The following is an 18,508-nucleotide window of genomic DNA, read 5'->3' on the forward strand; positions in this document are numbered from 1 at the left end:
GGCCGGCGAAGAGCACGCATGGACCGGACCCGTATCCGGTTGAATGAGGATTTTCGCCATGCTGTCGATGAGTCGCGTGCAAGGATGTCGGCCGTGACCAGATCGTCCTCCTCGCCTCTCGCCGAGGGCACACCTCACAACTACGGCCTGGGTCCCCGTACCGCTGCCGTGCTTGTGTTCGGGTCGTCGGCCGCGGTCCTGGTGGTGGAGATCGTCGCGTTGCGGCTGCTGGCTCCCTACCTCGGCCTGACCCTCGAAACCAGCACCATGGTGATCGGCATCGCCCTCACCGCGATCGCCGTCGGCTCCTGGCTGGGTGGGCGCATCGCCGACCAGGTCAATCCACGCCGGCTCATCGGCCCCTCGCTCGGGGTGTCGGGAGCGGTCGTGGCGCTCACCCCTGCCGTGCTGCGCACCACTGCGGAGTGGGCACCGGCGATGCTCTTGTTGATCGCATCGCTGACCATCCTCGTACCGGGCGCGCTGCTCTCCGCGGTGACGCCGATCGTGACCAAGTTGCGTCTCACCAGCCTCGCCGAAACCGGAACGGTTGTCGGCCGGCTGTCCGGCGTAGGCACGGTCGGCGCCATCGTCGGCACGGTCCTCACCGGCTTCGTCCTCGTTTCGCGGTTGCCGGTCAGCGGCATCCTGATCGGCCTCGGAACACTGCTGGTGGTCGGCTCGGCGCTGGTCGAGTGGCGAACGCGCGGGTGGAGCAGCACGCCTGCCCTGACGCTCGCGGTCGTTGCCGGCGGCCTCGCCACCATGGTCGCGCCCGGCGGCTGCGACACGGAGACCAGGTACCACTGCGCACGGATCGTCGCAGACCCCGACCGGGGCAGCGGCCGCACACTCGTTCTGGACGGCGTGCGGCATTCCTACGTCGACATCGACGACCCGACCCTGCTCAAGTTCGAGTATGTGCGCGCCATCGCGTCGGTGGTCGATGCCGCCTTTCCCAAAAGCAGGCCACTGGCTGCCCACCACCTGGGCGGCGGCGGGCTCACCTTTCCCCGTTACCTCGCGGCCACGCGGCCCGGGACGCGCAGCCTTGTGTCCGAGATCGACAGCGAAGTCGTGCGCATCGACCGCGACCAACTGGGTCTGAGATCAGAAGGCGGTATCGACGTACGCGTCGAGGACGGCAGGCTCGGCCTGCGGCGACTGGACGCCGGCAGTCGTGACCTCGTCGTCGGCGACGCCTTCGGGGGCGTCAGCGTGCCGTGGCACCTCACTACGACGGAAGCGATGACCGACGTACGGCGGGTGCTCAACGAAAACGGCCTGTACGTGGCCAACCTCATCGACCACGGCGGTCTGGCCTTCGCACGTGCCGAAGTAGCCACCCTCAGCAAGACCTTCGAGCACGTCGCCCTCGTCGGCAAACCCTCCGATATCGGCCTCGACCCGACGGCCACCCCTGAGGGCGGCAATCTGGTGGTGCTCGCCTCCAAGCGACCAGTCGACCTCCGCGTGGCCCAGGAAGCGCTGGACGCCCGGCAAACCGGCTGGAAAATCGCCACCGGCGACGACCTCACGTCCTGGATCGGCGGTGCTCAACTGCTCACCGACGACCACGCACCCGTCGACCAGCTCCTCCAGCCCTATGGCCCACGGAGCAGCCAGTGACAGGACGCACGTCCGAGCCATGCCGCACTCCCACCATCACCACCCTCTCGACCACCGCCCTACAGCCATGTCACCCAGCGAGCCGCTCGCGCAGCCGTGGACACGATCGACCACGCCGTCCGCCGGCTCCGATCCCCCGCACCGCGCCATTGCGGTGATGACCGCCCAGACCCCGATGCCGAGCAGCCACAGGGCGTCGAGGACCGCACCGGAGGCGATGACGGTCAGCCGGCCGTCAGCCGGCATGGACGTGCGGGCGGCGAGCGCGGTCCGGTTCGGCCTCGCGGATGACCTCGCGGGTGACGGGGGCGACCTCGCCCTGACCGAAGAGGAAGAAGCGGAAGAAGTTGGCCATGGGGTTGCCCTCGGTCCACTCGAAGTAGATGTGGGGCCGCTGCCCGGTCTCGTCGCGGACGTGCAGCAGGAGGGCGGCGAGGGCGTTGGGGATGCTGGAGCTCTCCAGGGTCAGGACGCGGTAGCGGTCGTGCAGTACCTCTCCGCGTACGCGCATCCCGGATTCGAACTCGGACGCGTCCAGGACGGTGACCTCGACGAACATGACGTCGTCCCCGGGCGGGATGTCGTTGTCCGCGCGGATCTGCTCGACCTTCTCGCGGTACTCGGTCCTGTCCCGGTTGTCGGGCTCGTTCGCGATGAACCGGATCGTGCGGTGGGCGGTGTCGCGGATGAACCGCTGCGCCATGTCGTCCAGCTCGACGTCCGTGACGCGGAGTTCGAAGACCCGGGCCAGGCGGGAGAGAAGGGAGAGCGCCATGATGCCGGCGATGAAGCAGGCGCCGATCTTCACGCCGTCGGGACGTTCGACGATGTTGACAGCGGTGGTGTAGATGAAGACGGCGGAGATGATGCCGAAGCCGATGGTCCAGCCGCGCTCGTCGGCCCGGCGGGCGGCGATGGTGACCGCGACGGCGGCCGAGGTGATGAGGACGAGGACACCGGTGGCGTACGCGCCGCCCTGCGCGTCCACGTCGGCGTCGAAGATCCACGTCACCAGGAACGCGACCAGGGTGAACACGATGACCATCGGGCGCAGGGCGCGTGCCCAGTGCGGGGCCATGCCGTAGCGGGGCAGGTAGCGCGGCATCAGGTTGAGCAGGCCGGCCATGGCGGAGGAGCCCGCGAACCACAGGATCAGGATCGTCGAGATGTCGTAGACCGTGCCGAAGGCGGAGCCCAGGTACTCGTGGGCGAGGTAGGCCAGGGCACGGCCGTTGGCCTCGCCGCCTGGCTGGAACTGGTCGGCCGGGATCAGCAGGGTGGTGATGAAGCTGGAGCAGATCAGGAAGACGCTCATGATGATGGCCGCGGTCGTCAGCAGCTTCTTGGCACCGCGGATCCGGCCCGTGGGCTTCTCGACCGTGTCTTCCGGGTCGCCCTTGACGTGCGGCATGACCGCCACACCCGTCTCGAAGCCGGACAGGCCGAGCGCGAGCTTCGGGAACACGATGAGCGCGATGGCGATCATCATGAACGGATTGCCGTGCTCCGCGGTCAGAGCCTCCGTCCAGTCCGTGACGACGTGCGGCTCGGCGATCACTTCCCACAGGCCGCGCGCCACCACGACGACGTTCAAGCTGAGGTAGACGGCCACCAGCACCACGGCGACGCCGATGGCCTCGCTGAACCCCTTGAGGAAGACGGCCCCGAGGAGCGCGATCATGATCAGGGTGATCAGTACTTCGTGGCCGTGGAGAGTGCTGGTGAGGTGCGGGTTCTCCACCAGGTGCGCGGTCGCGTCGGCGGCCGAGAGGGTGATGGTGATCAGGAAGTCGGTCGCCGCGAAGCCGAGCAGGGTCAGGACGAACAGCTTCCCCTTCCAGAACGTCAGCAGCCGCTCCAGCATGGCGATGGAGCCCTCGCCGTTCGGGCTCTCCTCGGCCACACGCCGGTAGACGGGCAGCGCGCCGAAGAGGGTGAGCAGGACGAGCACGATGGTCGCCAGCGGCGACAGCAGGCCGGCAGCGAGCGCCGCGATGCCGGGCTGGTAGCCGAGGGTGGAGAAGTAGTCGAGACCCGTGAGGCACATGACCCGCCACCAGGGGCGGCCGTGGGGCTGGGCCGCCGCCTCCTTGGCAGCGGGCGAACTGTTCTCGGCGGTCAAGCCTTCCAGCATCCACGCGCGCAGGCGCGAGGAGCGGGCCGGGGTGGCCATCGTTGGGTGCTCCTGTCGTACGGCAAAGAATCAGCCATCGACACCGATGGCTGAGCCAGCGTACGCAGGCTGATCTCTTATGCCCGCAGCTGAGCCGATCCTGACGCGTCCTTAACGCGGACAGAGCCACTCGTGGCGTAGCGAACCGTCTTCGCACGCCAGTGACAGCAGCCCTGCCGGCAAGCGAGCAGCCACGGTGGTCCGGAACGAGGAGCGGGGGCGGCCCGGACGGGGGCCGCCCCCGCAGGGGAACCAGCGAAGTGTGGATCAACGCTGGCCGGCCTGGCGCGGCCGAGGTCTGGGGTGAGGCAGGAGCCTGCGGGCGGCGGTGGACGGCACGGCCGGTGGACCCACGACTCCCTGGCGCTCCTCTGACGAACCGTTGCCGGACGGTCAGCCGAGGCCGGGGACGGTGGACACCAGCAGGTCGATGAGCTTGATGCCGACGAAGGGCAGGATCAGCCCGCCGAGGCCGTAGACGCCGAGGTTGCGGCGCAGGAGGTCGTGGGCGGAGGCGGGCTTGTAGCGGACGCCGCGCAGGGCGAGCGGGATGAGGGCGACGATGATCAGGGCGTTGAAGATGATCGCCGATGTGATGGCGGAGGTCGGGCTGCTGAGGCCCATGATGTTGAGGGCCTCCAGGCCGGGGTATGCCGCGGTGAACATGGCCGGGATGATCGCGAAGTACTTGGCGACGTCGTTCGTGATCGAGAAGGTCGTCAGGGCGCCTCGGGTGATGAGGAGTTGCTTGCCGATCTCGACGATCTCGATGAGTTTGGTGGGGTTGGAGTCCAGGTCCACCATGTTCCCGGCTTCCTTGGCGGCCGAGGTACCGGTGTTCATGGCCACGCCGACGTCGGCCTGGGCGAGGGCGGGGGCGTCGTTGGTGCCGTCGCCGGTCATGGCAACGAGCTTGCCGCCGGCCTGTTCCCGCTTGATGAGCGCGAGCTTGTCCTCGGGTGTGGCCTCGGCGAGGTATTCGTCGACGCCCGCCTCGGCGGCGATGGCGCGGGCCGTCAGCTCGTTGTCGCCGGTGACCATGACCGTACGGATCCCCATGGCGCGCAGCTCCGCGAAGCGCTCCCGGATGCCGTCCTTGACGACGTCCTTGAGGTGGACGATGCCGAGGACGCGCGGCCCGTCCCAGTCGTGGACGGCCACCAGCAGCGGGGTCCCGCCGGACTGCGAGACCTGAGCGGACCAGGCGGCGGCCTCCTCCGGTACGGTCCCGCCGCGTGCCACCACCCAGTCGCAGACCTGTGCCACCGCGCCCTTGCGGATGGCGCAGCCGGCGCCGTTGTCCCAGCTCAGGTTGACGCCGCTCATCCGGGTGCGGGCGCTGAACTCGGTGAAGCGGGGGTTGCTGAGGTCCTCGGCGGCGGCCGGCTGGAGTCCGTACCGCTGGGCCAGAGCGACGACGGAGCGGCCTTCGGGGGTCTCGTCGGCGAGGGAGGACAGCTGGGCGGCGTCGGCGAGCTTGGTGTGGTCGATGCCGGGGAGCGGGATGAAGGCGGCGGCCTCGCGGTTGCCGTGGGTGATGGTGCCGGTCTTGTCGAGGAGGAGGGTGTTCACATCACCGGCGGCCTCGACGGCGCGGCCGCTCAGCGCGATGACGTTGCGCTGGACGAGCCGGTCCATGCCGGCGATGCCGATCGCCGAGAGGAGGGCGCCGATGGTGGTGGGGATGAGGGTGACGAGGAGGGCGACCAGGACAGTCGTGGACTGGGCGGCGCCCGCGTAGGCGGCCATCGGCTGGATGCTGACCACGATCAGGATGAAGATGACGGTCAGGGCGGCCAGCAGGATGTTCAGCGCGATCTCGTTCGGGGTCTTCTGCCGGGACGCGCCCTCGACCAGGGCGATCATGCGGTCGATGAAGCTGTTCCCGGAGCGCGAGGTGACCCGTACGACGATCGAGTCGGAGAGCACCGTCGTACCACCGGTCACCGAGGACCGGTCGCCGCCCGACTCCCGCAGGACCGGGGCCGATTCACCGGTGACGGCGGACTCGTCCACCATCGCCGCCCCGTCCACGACGTCGCCGTCGGCCGGGATCGATTCGCCGGCCTCGACGAGTACGAAGTCGAAGGGCTGGAGCTCGGCTGGGGTCACCACCTCGGTCTCGGCGCGGCGCAGGTTCGCCCCGTACGTCCAGTGGTTCAGGCGCAGCGCGACGGTGTCCGTACGCGCCTTGCGCAGCGACTCGGCCTGGGCGCGGCCGCGGCCTTCGGCGACGGCCTCGGCGAGATTGGCGAAGAGGACCGTCAGCCAGAGCCAGACGCTGATCACCCAGGTGAAGACGGAAGGGTGGATCAGCGCGGAGAGCGTGGTGAGGACCGATCCGACGGCGACGACGAACAGCACCGGTTTCTTGACCAGTTCGCGCGGGTGGAGCTTGGCGACGGCTTCCCGGGCCGAGGCGGCGAGGAGTTCGGGCTCCAGCACGTTCACCTGGCCGGAGCGTTTCCGGGACGGCCGGTTGAGCGGAGTCCGCGGAGGGGTGCCGAGACCCGGGGAAACGTGCTGCGCGGCGGCGGGAGGCATCGGGCGACCTTCTGGTGGGTTCAACGGGCTGCGGGAGATGTGGTGTCGCCGCCGGGGACTGTCTCGCATGGACCCCCTCGGCCGTCATGTGAGTGATCGAGGTCCCCGGCGGCGCAACAGGCAGGAAACTACTGCCCGTTCGCGGGGGATTCCCCCTGTGCGCGGGGGAATTGGCACCTTCTTGACGGCGGCGCACGGGATGCGTCAGATCGCCGTCAAGGGCGCGTCAACGCAGGTCAGCGCGCGTCGTCGGTGATACGGAAACGCAGGCGGCAGATGACGGCGTCGGTGTCGCGGCGCACGGCGTGGGCGACGACGGAACCGCGCTGGTTCTGGAGCATCCGCTGCCACAGGTGGGCGGGTTCCGTCTCCGGGACGAGGACGGTCACCTGGGTGTCCGGATGGGTCTGCGTCAGCTCGCGCACGTACGCCGACACCGGGCGGCCGAGCGAGCGGGTATCGGAGGAGACCTCGATCAGCTCGACGCCCGGCTTCCACAACTCCCAGTCCCGACGCAGGGCTTCGGCCGCCTGCCGGTCCTCCGGACCGGAGTGGGTGACGGTCACGGCAAGGACCTCGTCGCCGAGCGAACGGGCGGCTGTGAGCGCCTGACAGGTCAGCCGGGAGAGCCCGGAAACGGGCACGACGACCAGAGAGCGGGAGCGCCGGGGCGGCTGAGGGATGCGGCCGAGCTCCAGGCGGCCGCCGATCTGCGCGTAGGCGCGGTGGATCTTCTCGAAGGCGAGGACGATCAGCGGCAGGGCGAGCACGATCAGCCAGGCGCCCTCGGTGAATTTGGTGGCGGTCACGACGATCGCCGACACTCCGGTGAGCAGGGCGCCGAAGCCGTTGAGCGCGGCCTTGGCCTGCCACCCCTTGGGCCGCTCGCCGTACCAGTGCCGGACCATGCCGACCTGGCAGATCGTGAAACCGACGAAGACGCCGATCGCGAAGAGCGGGACGAGGGTATTGGTGTCGCCGCCGGAGAACACCAGCAGGACACCCGACACGAGCGCCAGCCACACCACCCCGTGGCGGTGCACCTGGCGGTCCGCCTTGAGGGCGAAGACGTGCGGCAGGTAGTTGTCCCGGGCCAGCAGGCTCATCAGCACCGGGAGACCGCCGAAGGAGGTGTTCGCGGCGAGCGCCAGCAGCACCATGGTGGCGAACTGGACGACGTAGAAGGCCGCGTTGTGTCCGAAGGAGGCGTCCGCGAGCTGGGCGAGGACGGTCACCCCCTCGACCGGCTGGAGGTGGAAGCGGCCGATCAGGACCGACAGGCCGATCAGCATCACACCCAGCAGGGCCCCGAGTGCGACCTCGGTCCGCTGGGCGCGACGCGCGGCCGGGGCCCGGAACGACGGCACCGCGTTGGCGACCGCCTCGACGCCCGTCAGGGCGGAACAGCCGGCCGCGAAGGCCTTCAGCAGCAACAGCGCGCCGACCGCAGTGGCGCCCTCCCCCAAGGCGGAGGCGTGGCCGGCGGCTGAAGCGGTGCTCACCGGACCGTCACGGAACAGGCCGACCACGACCATGGCCAGGATCGACCCCACGAACACGGCGGTCGGCACGAGGAAGGCCTTGGCGGAGTCCACGACCCCGCGCAGGTTCACCGCCGTGACCAGGGCCAGGACCCCGAGACAGATCCACACCCGCTCCCCGTACAGCTCGGGGAAGGCCGAGGTCAGCGCGGCCACGCCGGCGGTGACGGAGACGGCCACGTTCAGCACGTAGTCGAGGATCAGCGAGGCCGCCGCCACCAGGCTCGTACGCCGGCCCAGGTGCTTCTTGGCGACGGCGTACGAGCCCCCGCCGTCCGGGAACGCGGCGATGACCTGCCGGTACGAGGCCACCAGTACGGCGAGCAGAGCCGCGATCGCCAGGGTGACGGGGAGGGTGAAGCCGAGGCCGTAGGCACCGGCTGCCGCCAGCACCAGCACGATCGACTCCGGCCCGTACGCGACCGAGGCCATCGCGTCCAGCGACAGCGCGGCCAGCCCCTGGAGGGCGGTCAGCCGGTGCCGGTCCCCCGCCTCGGAAGGCGTTCCCATGCCGGTATCAGGAGGTTCCTCCGTGCCCGGGGCCTGCCCTGCCGCGGTCGTCTTTCCCATGTCTATGGCCATCTTCGCTGTTCCTCCGATTGGACAAAGTGAGGACAGCGTCGGGACGGCATGGCCGAATGACCAGTGCCCTTGGCGGAATCCATACGAGCGCCGCCCCACTCTTCACGCGCTCCTGACGCCGGGGCCGCAAAGTCGTATGAGGCGCGTCAAGACCTCGCCAGGGTGCGTGGCTCCCTCCTCCACCGGGGGCAGGCTTGCAGTGGGCAAGACATGTTCGAGGAATTCAAAAGGAGCGCACGCTGATGGACGCGGAAAACGTGGTCGGGCTCATCGTCGCCATCGCTCTGCTCGGCTATCTCGTGACCGCCCTGATCAGGCCCGAGAGGTTCTGATTCAAGACCGACATCTCCGGACAGGAGGCATCACATGTCCGGGTACCGGCTCCACGACCGTGCCGTACTGCTCGCGGCCCTCGTGGTCCCCTTCCTCGTGGCGCTCGCGCTCGTGCCGTTCCGAACGGCTCTTTCGGCGACGAACGAGGCTCTGATCATGGTCGTCGCGGTGGTCGCGGTCGCCGCGCTCGGCACGCGGGCGGCCGGGGCGCTGGCCGCGCTATCGGCGGCCGCCTGGTTCGATTTCTTCCTCACCAGGCCCTACCAGCAGTTCGCGATCGCCGACCGCGACGACATCGAGACGGCCGTCCTCCTGCTCGTCGTCGGGCTGATCGTCTCGCAGCTGGCCGTACGCGTACGGAGGCTCCGGACGGTCGTGGTCACCGACGCCGCGCACCTCTCCAGCCTCCAGGGCACCGCTCGGCTGGTCGAGGACGGCAGCTCGCCGGAAGCGGTGGTCGAGTACGTGCGCCGGGAGCTCGTCGGGCTGCTGGGGCTGCGCGGCTGCCGCTTCGAGTACGGGACCCTGATGGGACGGTTGCCGCGCCTGGAGCACGACGGCAACCTGTGGCTGCACAGCGGCGACCGCATCACCGAGTACGCCGACTGGCCGGACGGGGAGACCGAGCTGCGGGCCGTCGGCGGCGGCCACTACTACGGCCGTTTCCTCCTCGACCCGGTCCCCGGACGCCCCCTGCCCCCCGAAGAGGCACGCCTGGTGGCTGTCGCGCTGGCCGCGCAGGCCGGTGCCGCGCTGGACACGGCCGGACTGTCCCAGCAGGGCTGACCGGCGGTTCGCGGCCTCTCACGTATGCGTGGCGTTAAGAGTTCCCCTGCTCCCGTATGGACCCCGTCAAGGCGTCTTAACGCCGGGATGAAGACACGGTTATCTCGTCATCGGCCATCTGGCCGATTCATTTCCTCCCTCTTCTTCCAGGAGCTCACGGTGGCCGATCTGGCCTTCGTCGTCACCACGGTCGCGGTCTTCGCACTGGTGGCACTCATCGCCCGGGGGGTGACCAAGCTGTGACTGCCGAAAACATCGTCGGCCTCGTCGTGGCCGTCTCCCTGCTCGGATACCTCGTCCTCGCCCTTGTGTACCCGGAGAGGTTCTAGCCACCGATGAGTCCCGTTCTCGCTGGTGTGCTCCAGCTCCTCGCACTGATCGCCGCGCTCGCACTGGCCTACCGCCCGCTGGGCGACTACATGGCTCGCGTCTACTCCTCCGAGAAGCACTACAAGCCGGAGAAGTGGATCTACAAGGCCATCGGCGCCAACCCCACCGCCGAGATGCGCTGGCCCGCCTACCTGCGCGCCGTCCTCGCCTTCTCGGCCGTGAGCGTCCTCTTCCTCTACGCCCTCCAGAGGGCCCAGGGCATCCTGCCCGGCTCGCTCGGCTTCGTGGCGATCGACCCGGACCAGGCCTTCAACACCGCCGCCTCCTTCGTGGCCAACACGAACTGGCAGTCGTACTACGGCGAGCAGGCCATGGGCCACGTCGTACAGACCGGCGGCCTGGCGGTGCAGAACTTCGTATCCGCCGCGGTCGGCATGGCCGTCGCGGTGGCCCTCGTACGCGGCTTCGCGCGCTCCCGCACGGGTGAGCTCGGCAACTTCTGGGCCGACATGGTCCGCGGAGTGGTCCGTATCCTGCTGCCCGTCTCCGTGATCGGCGCGATCGTCCTGGTCGCGTGCGGCGCGATCCAGAACTTCTCCGGAATCCACGAGGTCGGCCAGTTCATGGGCGGCTCGCAGCAGTGGAACGGCGGCGCTGTCGCCTCGCAGGAGGTCATCAAGGAGCTGGGCACGAACGGCGGCGGTTACTTCAACGCCAACTCGGCCCACCCCTTCGAGAACCCCAACCCGTTCTCGAACCTCTTCGAGATCTTCCTGATCCTCCTCATCCCGTTCGCGCTGACCCGCACCTTCGGCAGGATGGTCGGCTCGGTCAAGCAGGGTTACGCGATCCTCGCCGCGATGGCCACCATCTGGATCGGGTTCACCGCGCTGATGATGTGGACCGAGTTCGCCCACCACGGCCCGGCGTTCGACGTCAGCGGCGGCGCGATGGAGGGCAAGGAGACCCGCTTCGGTATCGGCGCCTCCGCGATCTTCTCGGTCGCGACGACCCTGACCTCTACGGGTGCGGTCAACTCCTTCCACTCCTCCTACACGGGTCTGGGCGGCGGCATCCAGCTGCTGGGCATGCAGCTCGGCGAGATCGCCCCCGGCGGTGTCGGCTCCGGCCTCTACGGCATGCTGATCATGGCGATCATCGCGGTGTTCATCGCCGGCCTGATGGTCGGCCGCACACCGGAGTACCTGGGCAAGAAGATCGGCACCCGCGAGATCAAGTTCGCGGCCTGCTACATCCTCATCACCCCGGCCCTGGTCCTCGGCTTCACCGCCGCGGCCATGGCGCTGGACACCCCGGCGAACTCGATGACGAACTCCGGCGCGCACGGCTTCTCCGAGATCCTCTACGCCTACACCTCGGGCGCCAACAACAACGGCTCGGCCTTCGCCGGCCTGAACGCCGACACTCAGTGGTTCAACAGCACCATCGGCATCGCCATGCTGCTGGGCCGATTCCTGCCCATGGTGTTCGTCCTGGCGCTGGCCGGTTCGCTCGCCGAGCAGAAGCCCGTCCCCGAGACCGCGGGCACGCTGCGTACCGACAAGCCGCTTTACACGGGCCTGCTCGTCGGCACCATCCTCATCGTCACCGGTCTGACCTACTTCCCGGCCCTGGCGCTGGGTCCGCTCGCCGAAGGGCTCGCATCATGAGCACCGCCACTCCTACAAGGGCTCCGCACCAGGACGTGCCCACCGGCCACAAGCCGGGCGGCGGACGCGTCGGCGGCGGCCTGTTCGACCCGAAGCAGCTGCTGAAGTCCTTCCCCGACGCGATCCGCAAGCTCGACCCCCGGGTCATGATCAAGTCCCCGGTCATGTTCGTCGTCCTGATCGGCTCGGTCGTCACGACCGTCCTGGCGATCAAGGACCCGACGGACTGGTTCGGCTGGGCGATCACCGCCTGGCTGTGGCTGACCACGATCTTCGCCAACCTGGCGGAGGCCGTCGCCGAGGGCCGCGGCAAGGCCCAGGCCGACACCCTGCGCAAGGCCAAGACCGACTCCGTTGCCCGCCGTCTGACCAAGGACGGAAAGGCCGAGGAGCAGGTGCCCGGCGCGGAGCTCCGTATCGGTGACCTGGTGGTCTGCGAGGCCGGGGACGTCATCCCGGGCGACGGTGACGTCGTCGAGGGCGTCGCGTCGGTGGACGAGTCCGCCATCACGGGCGAGTCGGCCCCGGTCATCCGGGAGTCCGGCGGCGACCGCAGCGCGGTCACCGGTGGTACGAAGGTGCTGTCCGACCGGATCGTCATCAAGATCACCACGAAGCCCGGTGAGACCTTCATCGACCGGATGATCGCACTGGTCGAGGGCGCGGCCCGGCAGAAGACGCCGAACGAGATCGCCCTGAACATCCTGCTGGCGTCCCTCACGATCGTCTTCCTGCTGGCCGTGGTCACGCTGCAGCCGTTCGCGATCTACGCGGGCGCTGAGCAGTCGATGATCGTGCTCACGGCTCTCCTGGTCTGCCTGATCCCGACCACGATCGGTGCTCTGCTGTCCGCGATCGGCATCGCCGGCATGGACCGGCTGGTCCAGCGCAACGTCCTGGCCATGTCCGGCCGGGCCGTGGAAGCCGCGGGCGACGTCTCCACCCTGCTCCTGGACAAGACGGGCACGATCACCCTGGGCAACCGCCAGGCGTCGGAGTTCGTCCCGGTCAAGGGCACGACGGAGGCCGAGCTGGCGGACGCCGCCCAGCTGTCCTCCCTCGCGGACGAGACCCCCGAGGGCCGTTCCATCGTCGTTCTGGCGAAGGAGAAGTACGGGCTGCGCGAACGCCACCAGGGCGAGCTCGCGCACGCCGAGTGGATCGCCTTCACCGCGCAGACCCGCATGTCGGGCGTGGACGTGGACGGCAAGCAGACCCGCAAGGGCGCCGCCGGCTCGGTCATCACCTGGGTCAAGGCTCAGGGCGGCCAGGTCTCCGACGACGCCGACACCCTCGCCAACAAGATCTCGGAGGCCGGCGGCACCCCGCTCCTCGTCGCCGTCAAGGACGACAAGGGCGCCCGCGTCCTGGGTGTCATCCACCTCAAGGACGTCGTCAAGGAAGGCATGCGCGAGCGGTTCGACGAACTGCGCCGCATGGGCATCAAGACGATCATGATCACGGGCGACAACCCGCTCACCGCCAGGGCCATCGCGGAGGAGGCCGGCGTCGACGACTTCCTCGCCGAAGCCACCCCCGAGGACAAGATGGCCCTCATCAAGCGGGAGCAAGCGGGCGGCAAGCTCGTCGCGATGACCGGCGACGGGACGAACGACGCCCCGGCGCTGGCCCAGGCGGACGTCGGCGTGGCGATGAACACCGGCACCTCGGCCGCCAAGGAGGCCGGGAACATGGTGGACCTGGACTCCAACCCCACCAAGCTCATCGAGATCGTCGAGATCGGCAAGCAGCTGCTGATCACGCGGGGCGCACTGACCACGTTCTCCATCGCCAACGACGTCGCGAAGTACTTCGCGATCATCCCGGCCATGTTCGCCGTGGTCTACCCGGGCCTGGACAAGCTCAACATCATGGGCCTGGCCTCCCCCGAGTCGGCGATCCTTTCCGCGGTCATCTTCAACGCGCTGATCATCATCGCGCTCGTACCGCTCGCCCTGAAGGGCGTCCAGTACCGGCCCACCAGCGCCGACAAGATGCTCCGCCGCAACATCGGGCTGTACGGCGTGGGCGGCCTGATCGCCCCGTTCATCGGCATCAAGATCATCGACCTGCTCATCTCCCTCATCCCCGGGCTCGCCTGAATTAGGAACGTGCTGATCTGCCATGAACAATTCCGTATCCAGCACCGTCCGCCTGATCGGGGCGGGCCTGCGCGCCCTTCTCGTCCTGACCGTGATCTGCGGGGTCCTCTACCCGCTCGCCGTCACCGGGATCGCCCAGGCCCTGTTCAACAACAAGGCCAACGGCTCCGAGGTCAAGGACAAGAGCGGCCAGGTCGTCGGCTCCTCCCTCATCGGCCAGAGCTACAACCTGCCGAAGAAGGACCCGAACGACGCCGAAGAGGCGGCCAGGCCGGACCTGAAGTGGTTCCAGCCGCGCCCCTCCAACGGTCTGGGCAGCAACAGTGTCAACATGCAGTACTCGCTGATCCTGTCCGGCGCCACCAACCGCTCCGCCGACAACGGCGCGGTCAACGGCAAGTGCGACCCGGAGAACGTGGAGGAAGGCACCCTCTGCGCCCAGGTCCTCGCCGCCAAGGACTCCGTCGTCACCGACAACTCCACCGCGGACTACAAGGTCAACCCCGAGGACGTGCCGGCCGACGCCGTCACCTCCTCCGGTTCCGGTCTCGACCCTGACATCTCCCCGGAGTACGCCGAACTCCAGGTCCACCGGGTCGCCGAGCAGAACAAGCTCGACGTCAAGCAGGTCGAGAAGCTCGTCGCCGACCACACCAGCGGCCGCACCCTCGGCTTCATGGGCGAACCGCGCGTCAACGTCCTTGAGCTCAACACCGCCCTGAAGGCACTGACCAAGAGCTGATGTTCCACATCGCACGGTCTGAGCGCCGGCGGGGCGCGACGCCTCCCCCAGCCACCGCTGGGAGTGGCCCCAGCACCCCGCCGGCCTCGTGCCGTGCCCGTAACGAAGGAAAGGCTGCACACCGATGACCCGGGTGCTGGTGGTGGAGGACGATCCTCAGCTCGTCCGCGCCCTGAAGATCAATCTCCAGGCACGCAAATTCGAGGTCGAAGAGGCCTCCGACGGCGGCTCGGCCCTGCGGCTCGTGGCCGCCCACAAGCCGGACGTCATAGTGCTCGACCTCGGACTCCCCGACATGGACGGCATCGAAGTCATCAAGGGTGTCCGCGTCTGGAGCAAGGTCCCCATCCTGGTCCTCTCCGCCCGGCACACCTCGGAGGACAAGATCCGGGCGCTGGACGCCGGCGCGGACGACTACGTGACGAAACCGTTCAGCATGGACGAGCTCCTGGCCCGCCTGCGGGCAGCCGCCCGGAGACACGAAGCCCCGGCGGCTCCGCAGGCCGACGAAGTCGCCGTGGTCACGACCGAAGAGTTCACCGTCGACCTGGTCGCGAAGAAGGTACGCCGGGGCGAGCGCACCGTACGGCTGACCCCGACCGAGTGGCACCTGCTGGAAATCCTCATCACCCACCCGGGCCGACTGATCACACAGGGTCAGCTGCTGCTGGAGGTCTGGGGACCCACCTACGGGGAGAACACCAACTACCTGCGCGTCTACATGGCCCAGCTGAGGCGCAAACTGGAACCGGACCCCTCGCACCCCCGGTATTTGATCACCGAACCGGGCATGGGCTACCGCTTCGAACCCTGATCACCCGCCCAGTCCACAGCAGAGACCCCCGTCGTCAGCAGAGAAGAAGAGTCGGAACATGGGACGCGGCAAGCTCCGCATCTACCTCGGCGCGGCGCCGGGCGTCGGCAAGACGTACGCGATGCTCTCCGAGGCGCACCGCCGGATCGAGCGGGGCACCGACTGCGTCGTCGGCTTCGTCGAGCACCACAACCGCCCGCGCACCGAGGTGATGCTGCACGGCCTGGAACTCATCGAGCGGCGCGAGATCGAGTACCGGGGCAGCACCTTCACCGAGATGGACGTGGACGCGATCCTCGCGCGGCGCCCCGCCGTGGCGCTGGTGGACGAGCTCGCCCACACCAACGTCCCCGGCTCGCGCAACGCCAAACGCTGGCAGGACGTCGAAGAGCTGCTCCAGGCCGGCATCGACGTCGTCTCGACCGTCAACATCCAGCACCTGGAATCGCTGGGAGACGTGGTCGAGACCATCACCGGGGTACGGCAGCGGGAGACGGTCCCGGACGAGGTGGCCCGGCGGGCCGACCAGATCGAGCTCGTGGACATGTCCCCGCAGGCCCTGCGCCGCCGCATGGCCCACGGCAACGTCTACAAGCCCGACAAGGTCGACGCGGCCCTGTCCAACTACTTCCGGCCGGGCAACCTCACCGCCCTGCGCGAGCTCGCGCTGCTGTGGGTCGCCGACCGGGTCGACGAGTACCTCCAGGAGTACCGGGGCGAACACAACATCCGCTCCACCTGGCAGGCCCGCGAACGCATCGTCGTCGGCCTCACCGGCGGCCCCGAGGGCCGTACGCTCATCCGGCGCGCCGCCCGCCTCGCCGAGAAGGGAGCCGGCGGCGAAGTCCTCGCCGTCTACATCGCCGCGAGCGACGGCCTCACCTCCGCCTCCCCCAAGGAACTGGCCGTCCAGCGCACCCTGGTCGAGGACCTCGGCGGCACCTTCCACCACGTCATAGGCGACAGCGTCCCGGACGCGCTGCTGGAGTTCGCCCGCGGCTGCAACGCCACCCAGATCGTGCTCGGTGTCAGCCGCAGGCGATCCTGGCAGTCCGTCTTCAGCCCCGGCGTCAGCGCCACCGTCGCCCGCGAATCCGGACCCGACCTCGACGTCCACATCGTCACCCACGACGAGGCCGCCAAGGGCCGCGGCCTGCCCGTCACCCGCGGCGCCCGCCTCGGCCGGTCCCGCATCATCTGGGGCTGGCTGGCCGGCATCGCCGGACCCGCGCTCCTCGCCGTCCTGCTGAACCAGGTCGTCCCCGACCTCGGGCTCGCCAACGACATGCTGCTCTTCCTGACATGCACCGTGGCGGCGGCCATGCTCGGCGGACTCCTCCCCGCGCTGGCCTCGGCAGCCTTCGGCTCCCTGCTGCTGAACTACTTCTTCACCCCGCCGCTGCACGAACTCACCATCTCCGACCCCAAGAACATCGTCGCCATCGCGATCTTCGTGGGTGTCGCCGTCTCCGTCGCCTCCGTCGTCGACCTCGCCGCCCGCCGCACCCACCAGGCAGCTCGCCTGCGCGCTGAGTCCGAGATCCTCTCCTTCCTCGCCGGGAGCGTCCTGCGCGGCGAGAACTCCCTCGACGCCCTCCTGGAGCGGCTCCGCGAGACCTTCGCCATGCAGTCGGTCGTCCTCCTCGAGCGCACCAGCGAAGTCGACCCCTGGACCACGGCCGCATCCGTCGGCACCGGTCCCGTCAGCCGACCCGAGGACGCGGACGTCGACCTGCCCATAGGCGACAACATGGCCCTCGCCCTGACCGGCCGCGTGCTCCCTGCTGAAGACCGCCGCGTACTCGGCGCCTTCGCCGCCCAGGCAGCGGTAGTCCTCGACCGCCAGCGCCTCGTCGACGAAGCCGAGAAGTCCCGCGAACTCGCCGAAAGCAACCGCATCCGCACCGCACTACTCGCCGCCGTCAGCCACGACCTGCGCACCCCGCTCGCCGGCATAAAGGCCTCCGTCAGCTCCCTGCGCTCAGACGACGTCGAATGGTCCGAGGACGACAAGGCCGAACTCCTCGAAGGCATAGAGGACGGCGCCGACCGCCTCGCCGCCCTGATCGGCAACCTGCTGGACATGTCCCGCCTCAACACCGGCACCGTCGTCCCGCTGATCCGCGAGACCGACCTCGACGAGGTCGTCCCGATGGCCCTGGGAGGCGTACCCGAGGACAGTGTCGAACTCGACATCCCCGAAACTCTGCCGATGATCGCCGTCGACCGCGGCCTGCTGGAGCGGGCCGTCGCCAACATCGTCGAGAACGCCGTCAAGTACAGCCCCGACGGCCAGCCCGTGAACGTCACGGCCAGCGCCCTGCACGAGCGCGTGGAACTGCGCGTCGTCGACCGCGGCCCCGGAGTCCCGGACGAGGCCAAGGGCCGCATCTTCGAACCCTTCCAGCGCCACGGGGACGCCCCGCGCGGCGCGGGCGTGGGCCTCGGCCTCGCCGTCGCCCGCGGCTTCACCGAGGCCATCGGCGGCACCCTCACGGCCGAGGACACCCCCGGCGGGGGTCTCACCATGGTCATCACCCTCCCCATAGCGGGCGGCGCACCGCCGGTCACCGCGGAACTCCCGACCTCGGCGGTCACCTGAACCGGCCCGCGGACCGGGCCACCCGACGATTGCCGGCCACAACTGTCCGCTGGTGTACACGCTGACGACCGAAACACGCGAGCCGCCCAGCTCCGGTATCCCCACACCGGTAGCTGGACGGCTCATGTGTTGTGCGACGGTTGACCAGCACGCGGTCGCATCGGCCCGTACCCCCACGGCCGGACCATGCGCATCTTCGGCGGTGTTCAGGTCACCGGCCTCCGGCCGCGCGCCACCGGACCGTCACCGGCTCCGTCGCTCCACCAGTCTGCTTCCGGCCGAGGTCCGTGACAACGCTCCTTGACGCGTTCCTTCCGCACGGCCGTCGATCTTTGACGCGGCCCTGATGACCTGCGCGAAGACCGGATCCGCGCGGTCACCCGACGGCCATCAGAAGGCCGTCAAAGTCCCGTTCAGGATCTTGCCCCGGCATCCCTGATGCGCTGGGATGGGGTCATGAACAGCGGTCCGCGCTACGACGATCGGCCACCGAATCAGGTGCAGCCGACAGCGCCCGCTGTCCGCCCGGCCCTCTGATCGGCCGCGCGTCCTCCGCGTACCAGCCGCCGGCGTCCTGAAGGACTCCGGCCGAGGCTCCGTACGCATCCTCACCTTCACCACCTTCACCACCTTCACCGCATGAACTGAGCCCACACCCCT

The 18,508-nt window shown here is 69.0% G+C and carries 14 protein-coding genes; 10 read left to right on the forward strand and 4 right to left on the reverse strand.

Translation table 11 applies throughout. The features are described from left to right. Positions 1 to 93 precede the first annotated feature (93 nt). Complete coding sequence (locus OG447_RS26085; protein ID WP_266939732.1) at positions 94 to 1,629, forward strand: fused MFS/spermidine synthase; 1,536 nt, start codon at positions 94 to 96, stop codon at positions 1,627 to 1,629. 36 nt (positions 1,630 to 1,665) lie between these two features. Here OG447_RS26085 and OG447_RS26090 read toward each other — a convergent pair whose 3' ends face one another. The 4 genes from OG447_RS26090 to OG447_RS26105 form a co-directional block, all read right to left on the reverse strand. Next, positions 1,666 to 1,875 (reverse strand): hypothetical protein, encoded by a 210-nt coding sequence (locus OG447_RS26090; RefSeq protein ID WP_266939734.1) that lies wholly within the window; start codon positions 1,873 to 1,875, stop codon positions 1,666 to 1,668. Then, positions 1,865 to 3,802, reverse strand: coding sequence for an amino acid transporter (locus OG447_RS26095; RefSeq protein WP_266939735.1), 1,938 nt, complete (start codon positions 3,800 to 3,802; stop codon positions 1,865 to 1,867). Before OG447_RS26095 ends, OG447_RS26090 begins: the two co-directional genes overlap by 11 nt. Before the next feature lie 393 nt (positions 3,803 to 4,195). Then, the gene (gene kdpB / locus OG447_RS26100) at positions 4,196 to 6,346 is read right to left on the reverse strand and encodes a potassium-transporting ATPase subunit KdpB (RefSeq protein WP_266939737.1); all 2,151 of its coding nucleotides are present in this window, start codon (positions 6,344 to 6,346) and stop codon (positions 4,196 to 4,198) included. Between the two features lie 236 nt (positions 6,347 to 6,582). Next, entirely contained in the window at positions 6,583 to 8,469 is a 1,887-nt protein-coding gene (locus tag OG447_RS26105) for an APC family permease (protein ID WP_266939739.1), read from the reverse strand. Positions 8,470 to 8,711: 242 nt separating this feature from the next. Here OG447_RS26105 and kdpF (OG447_RS26110) point away from each other — a divergent pair, with 242 nt between their 5' ends. The 9 genes from kdpF (OG447_RS26110) to OG447_RS26150 all read left to right on the forward strand — a co-directional run bounded on the left by kdpF (OG447_RS26110) (position 8,712) and on the right by OG447_RS26150 (position 17,848). After that, positions 8,712 to 8,801 carry a K(+)-transporting ATPase subunit F gene (gene kdpF / locus OG447_RS26110; protein ID WP_266939741.1) on the forward strand — a complete coding sequence of 30 codons (90 nt, stop codon included), beginning with the start codon at positions 8,712 to 8,714 and terminating at the stop codon, positions 8,799 to 8,801. A gap of 34 nt (positions 8,802 to 8,835) precedes the next feature. Next, positions 8,836 to 9,588: a DUF4118 domain-containing protein gene (locus OG447_RS26115; protein WP_266939742.1), complete on the forward strand. Its 753-nt coding sequence runs from the start codon at positions 8,836 to 8,838 to the stop codon at positions 9,586 to 9,588. Between the two features lie 87 nt (positions 9,589 to 9,675). Continuing rightward, complete coding sequence (locus tag OG447_RS26120; protein WP_266939743.1) at positions 9,676 to 9,831, forward strand: hypothetical protein; 156 nt, start codon at positions 9,676 to 9,678, stop codon at positions 9,829 to 9,831. After that, the gene (kdpF, locus tag OG447_RS26125; protein WP_063789431.1) at positions 9,828 to 9,917 is read left to right on the forward strand and encodes a K(+)-transporting ATPase subunit F; all 90 of its coding nucleotides are present in this window, start codon (positions 9,828 to 9,830) and stop codon (positions 9,915 to 9,917) included. The genes OG447_RS26120 and kdpF (OG447_RS26125) overlap by 4 nt, the downstream gene beginning before the upstream one ends. 6 nt (positions 9,918 to 9,923) lie before the next feature. After that, entirely contained in the window at positions 9,924 to 11,588 is a 1,665-nt protein-coding gene (gene kdpA, locus OG447_RS26130; RefSeq protein ID WP_266939746.1) for a potassium-transporting ATPase subunit KdpA, read from the forward strand. Further along, on the forward strand, positions 11,585 to 13,690 hold the full coding sequence (kdpB, locus tag OG447_RS26135; RefSeq protein WP_266939748.1) for a potassium-transporting ATPase subunit KdpB: 2,106 nt from the start codon (positions 11,585 to 11,587) through the stop codon (positions 13,688 to 13,690). Before kdpA ends, kdpB (OG447_RS26135) begins: the two co-directional genes overlap by 4 nt. Positions 13,691 to 13,712: 22 nt before the next feature. Next, positions 13,713 to 14,432, forward strand: a complete 720-nt coding sequence (locus tag OG447_RS26140) for a potassium-transporting ATPase subunit C (protein ID WP_266939750.1) — start codon at positions 13,713 to 13,715, stop codon at positions 14,430 to 14,432. A gap of 124 nt (positions 14,433 to 14,556) precedes the next feature. After that, positions 14,557 to 15,246 (forward strand): response regulator, encoded by a 690-nt coding sequence (locus tag OG447_RS26145; RefSeq protein WP_266939751.1) that lies wholly within the window; start codon positions 14,557 to 14,559, stop codon positions 15,244 to 15,246. 58 nt (positions 15,247 to 15,304) lie between these two features. Continuing rightward, positions 15,305 to 17,848: a sensor histidine kinase KdpD gene (locus OG447_RS26150; protein WP_266939752.1), complete on the forward strand. Its 2,544-nt coding sequence runs from the start codon at positions 15,305 to 15,307 to the stop codon at positions 17,846 to 17,848. Positions 17,849 to 18,508 lie beyond the last annotated feature (660 nt).

The sequence above is a fragment of the Streptomyces sp. NBC_01408 genome (assembly GCF_026340255.1).
Classification (GTDB): Bacteria; Actinomycetota; Actinomycetes; order Streptomycetales; family Streptomycetaceae; genus Streptomyces.

Excerpts from the sequence above, each read along its gene's own strand:
- OG447_RS26090 (WP_266939734.1), bottom strand. The coding sequence starts at position 1,875 with ATGCCGGCTGACGGCCGGCTGACCGTCATCGCCTCCGGTGCGGTCCTC.
- OG447_RS26095 (WP_266939735.1), bottom strand. The coding sequence starts at position 3,802 with ATGGCCACCCCGGCCCGCTCCTCGCGCCTGCGCGCGTGGATGCTGGAA.
- kdpB (WP_266939737.1), bottom strand. The coding sequence starts at position 6,346 with ATGCCTCCCGCCGCCGCGCAGCACGTTTCCCCGGGTCTCGGCACCCCT.
- OG447_RS26105 (WP_266939739.1), bottom strand. The coding sequence starts at position 8,469 with ATGGCCATAGACATGGGAAAGACGACCGCGGCAGGGCAGGCCCCGGGC.
- kdpF (WP_266939741.1), top strand. The coding sequence starts at position 8,712 with ATGGACGCGGAAAACGTGGTCGGGCTCATCGTCGCCATCGCTCTGCTC.
- OG447_RS26115 (WP_266939742.1), top strand. The coding sequence starts at position 8,836 with ATGTCCGGGTACCGGCTCCACGACCGTGCCGTACTGCTCGCGGCCCTC.
- OG447_RS26120 (WP_266939743.1), top strand. The coding sequence starts at position 9,676 with ATGAAGACACGGTTATCTCGTCATCGGCCATCTGGCCGATTCATTTCC.
- kdpA (WP_266939746.1), top strand. The coding sequence starts at position 9,924 with ATGAGTCCCGTTCTCGCTGGTGTGCTCCAGCTCCTCGCACTGATCGCC.
- kdpB (WP_266939748.1), top strand. The coding sequence starts at position 11,585 with ATGAGCACCGCCACTCCTACAAGGGCTCCGCACCAGGACGTGCCCACC.
- OG447_RS26140 (WP_266939750.1), top strand. The coding sequence starts at position 13,713 with ATGAACAATTCCGTATCCAGCACCGTCCGCCTGATCGGGGCGGGCCTG.
- OG447_RS26145 (WP_266939751.1), top strand. The coding sequence starts at position 14,557 with ATGACCCGGGTGCTGGTGGTGGAGGACGATCCTCAGCTCGTCCGCGCC.
- OG447_RS26150 (WP_266939752.1), top strand. The coding sequence starts at position 15,305 with ATGGGACGCGGCAAGCTCCGCATCTACCTCGGCGCGGCGCCGGGCGTC.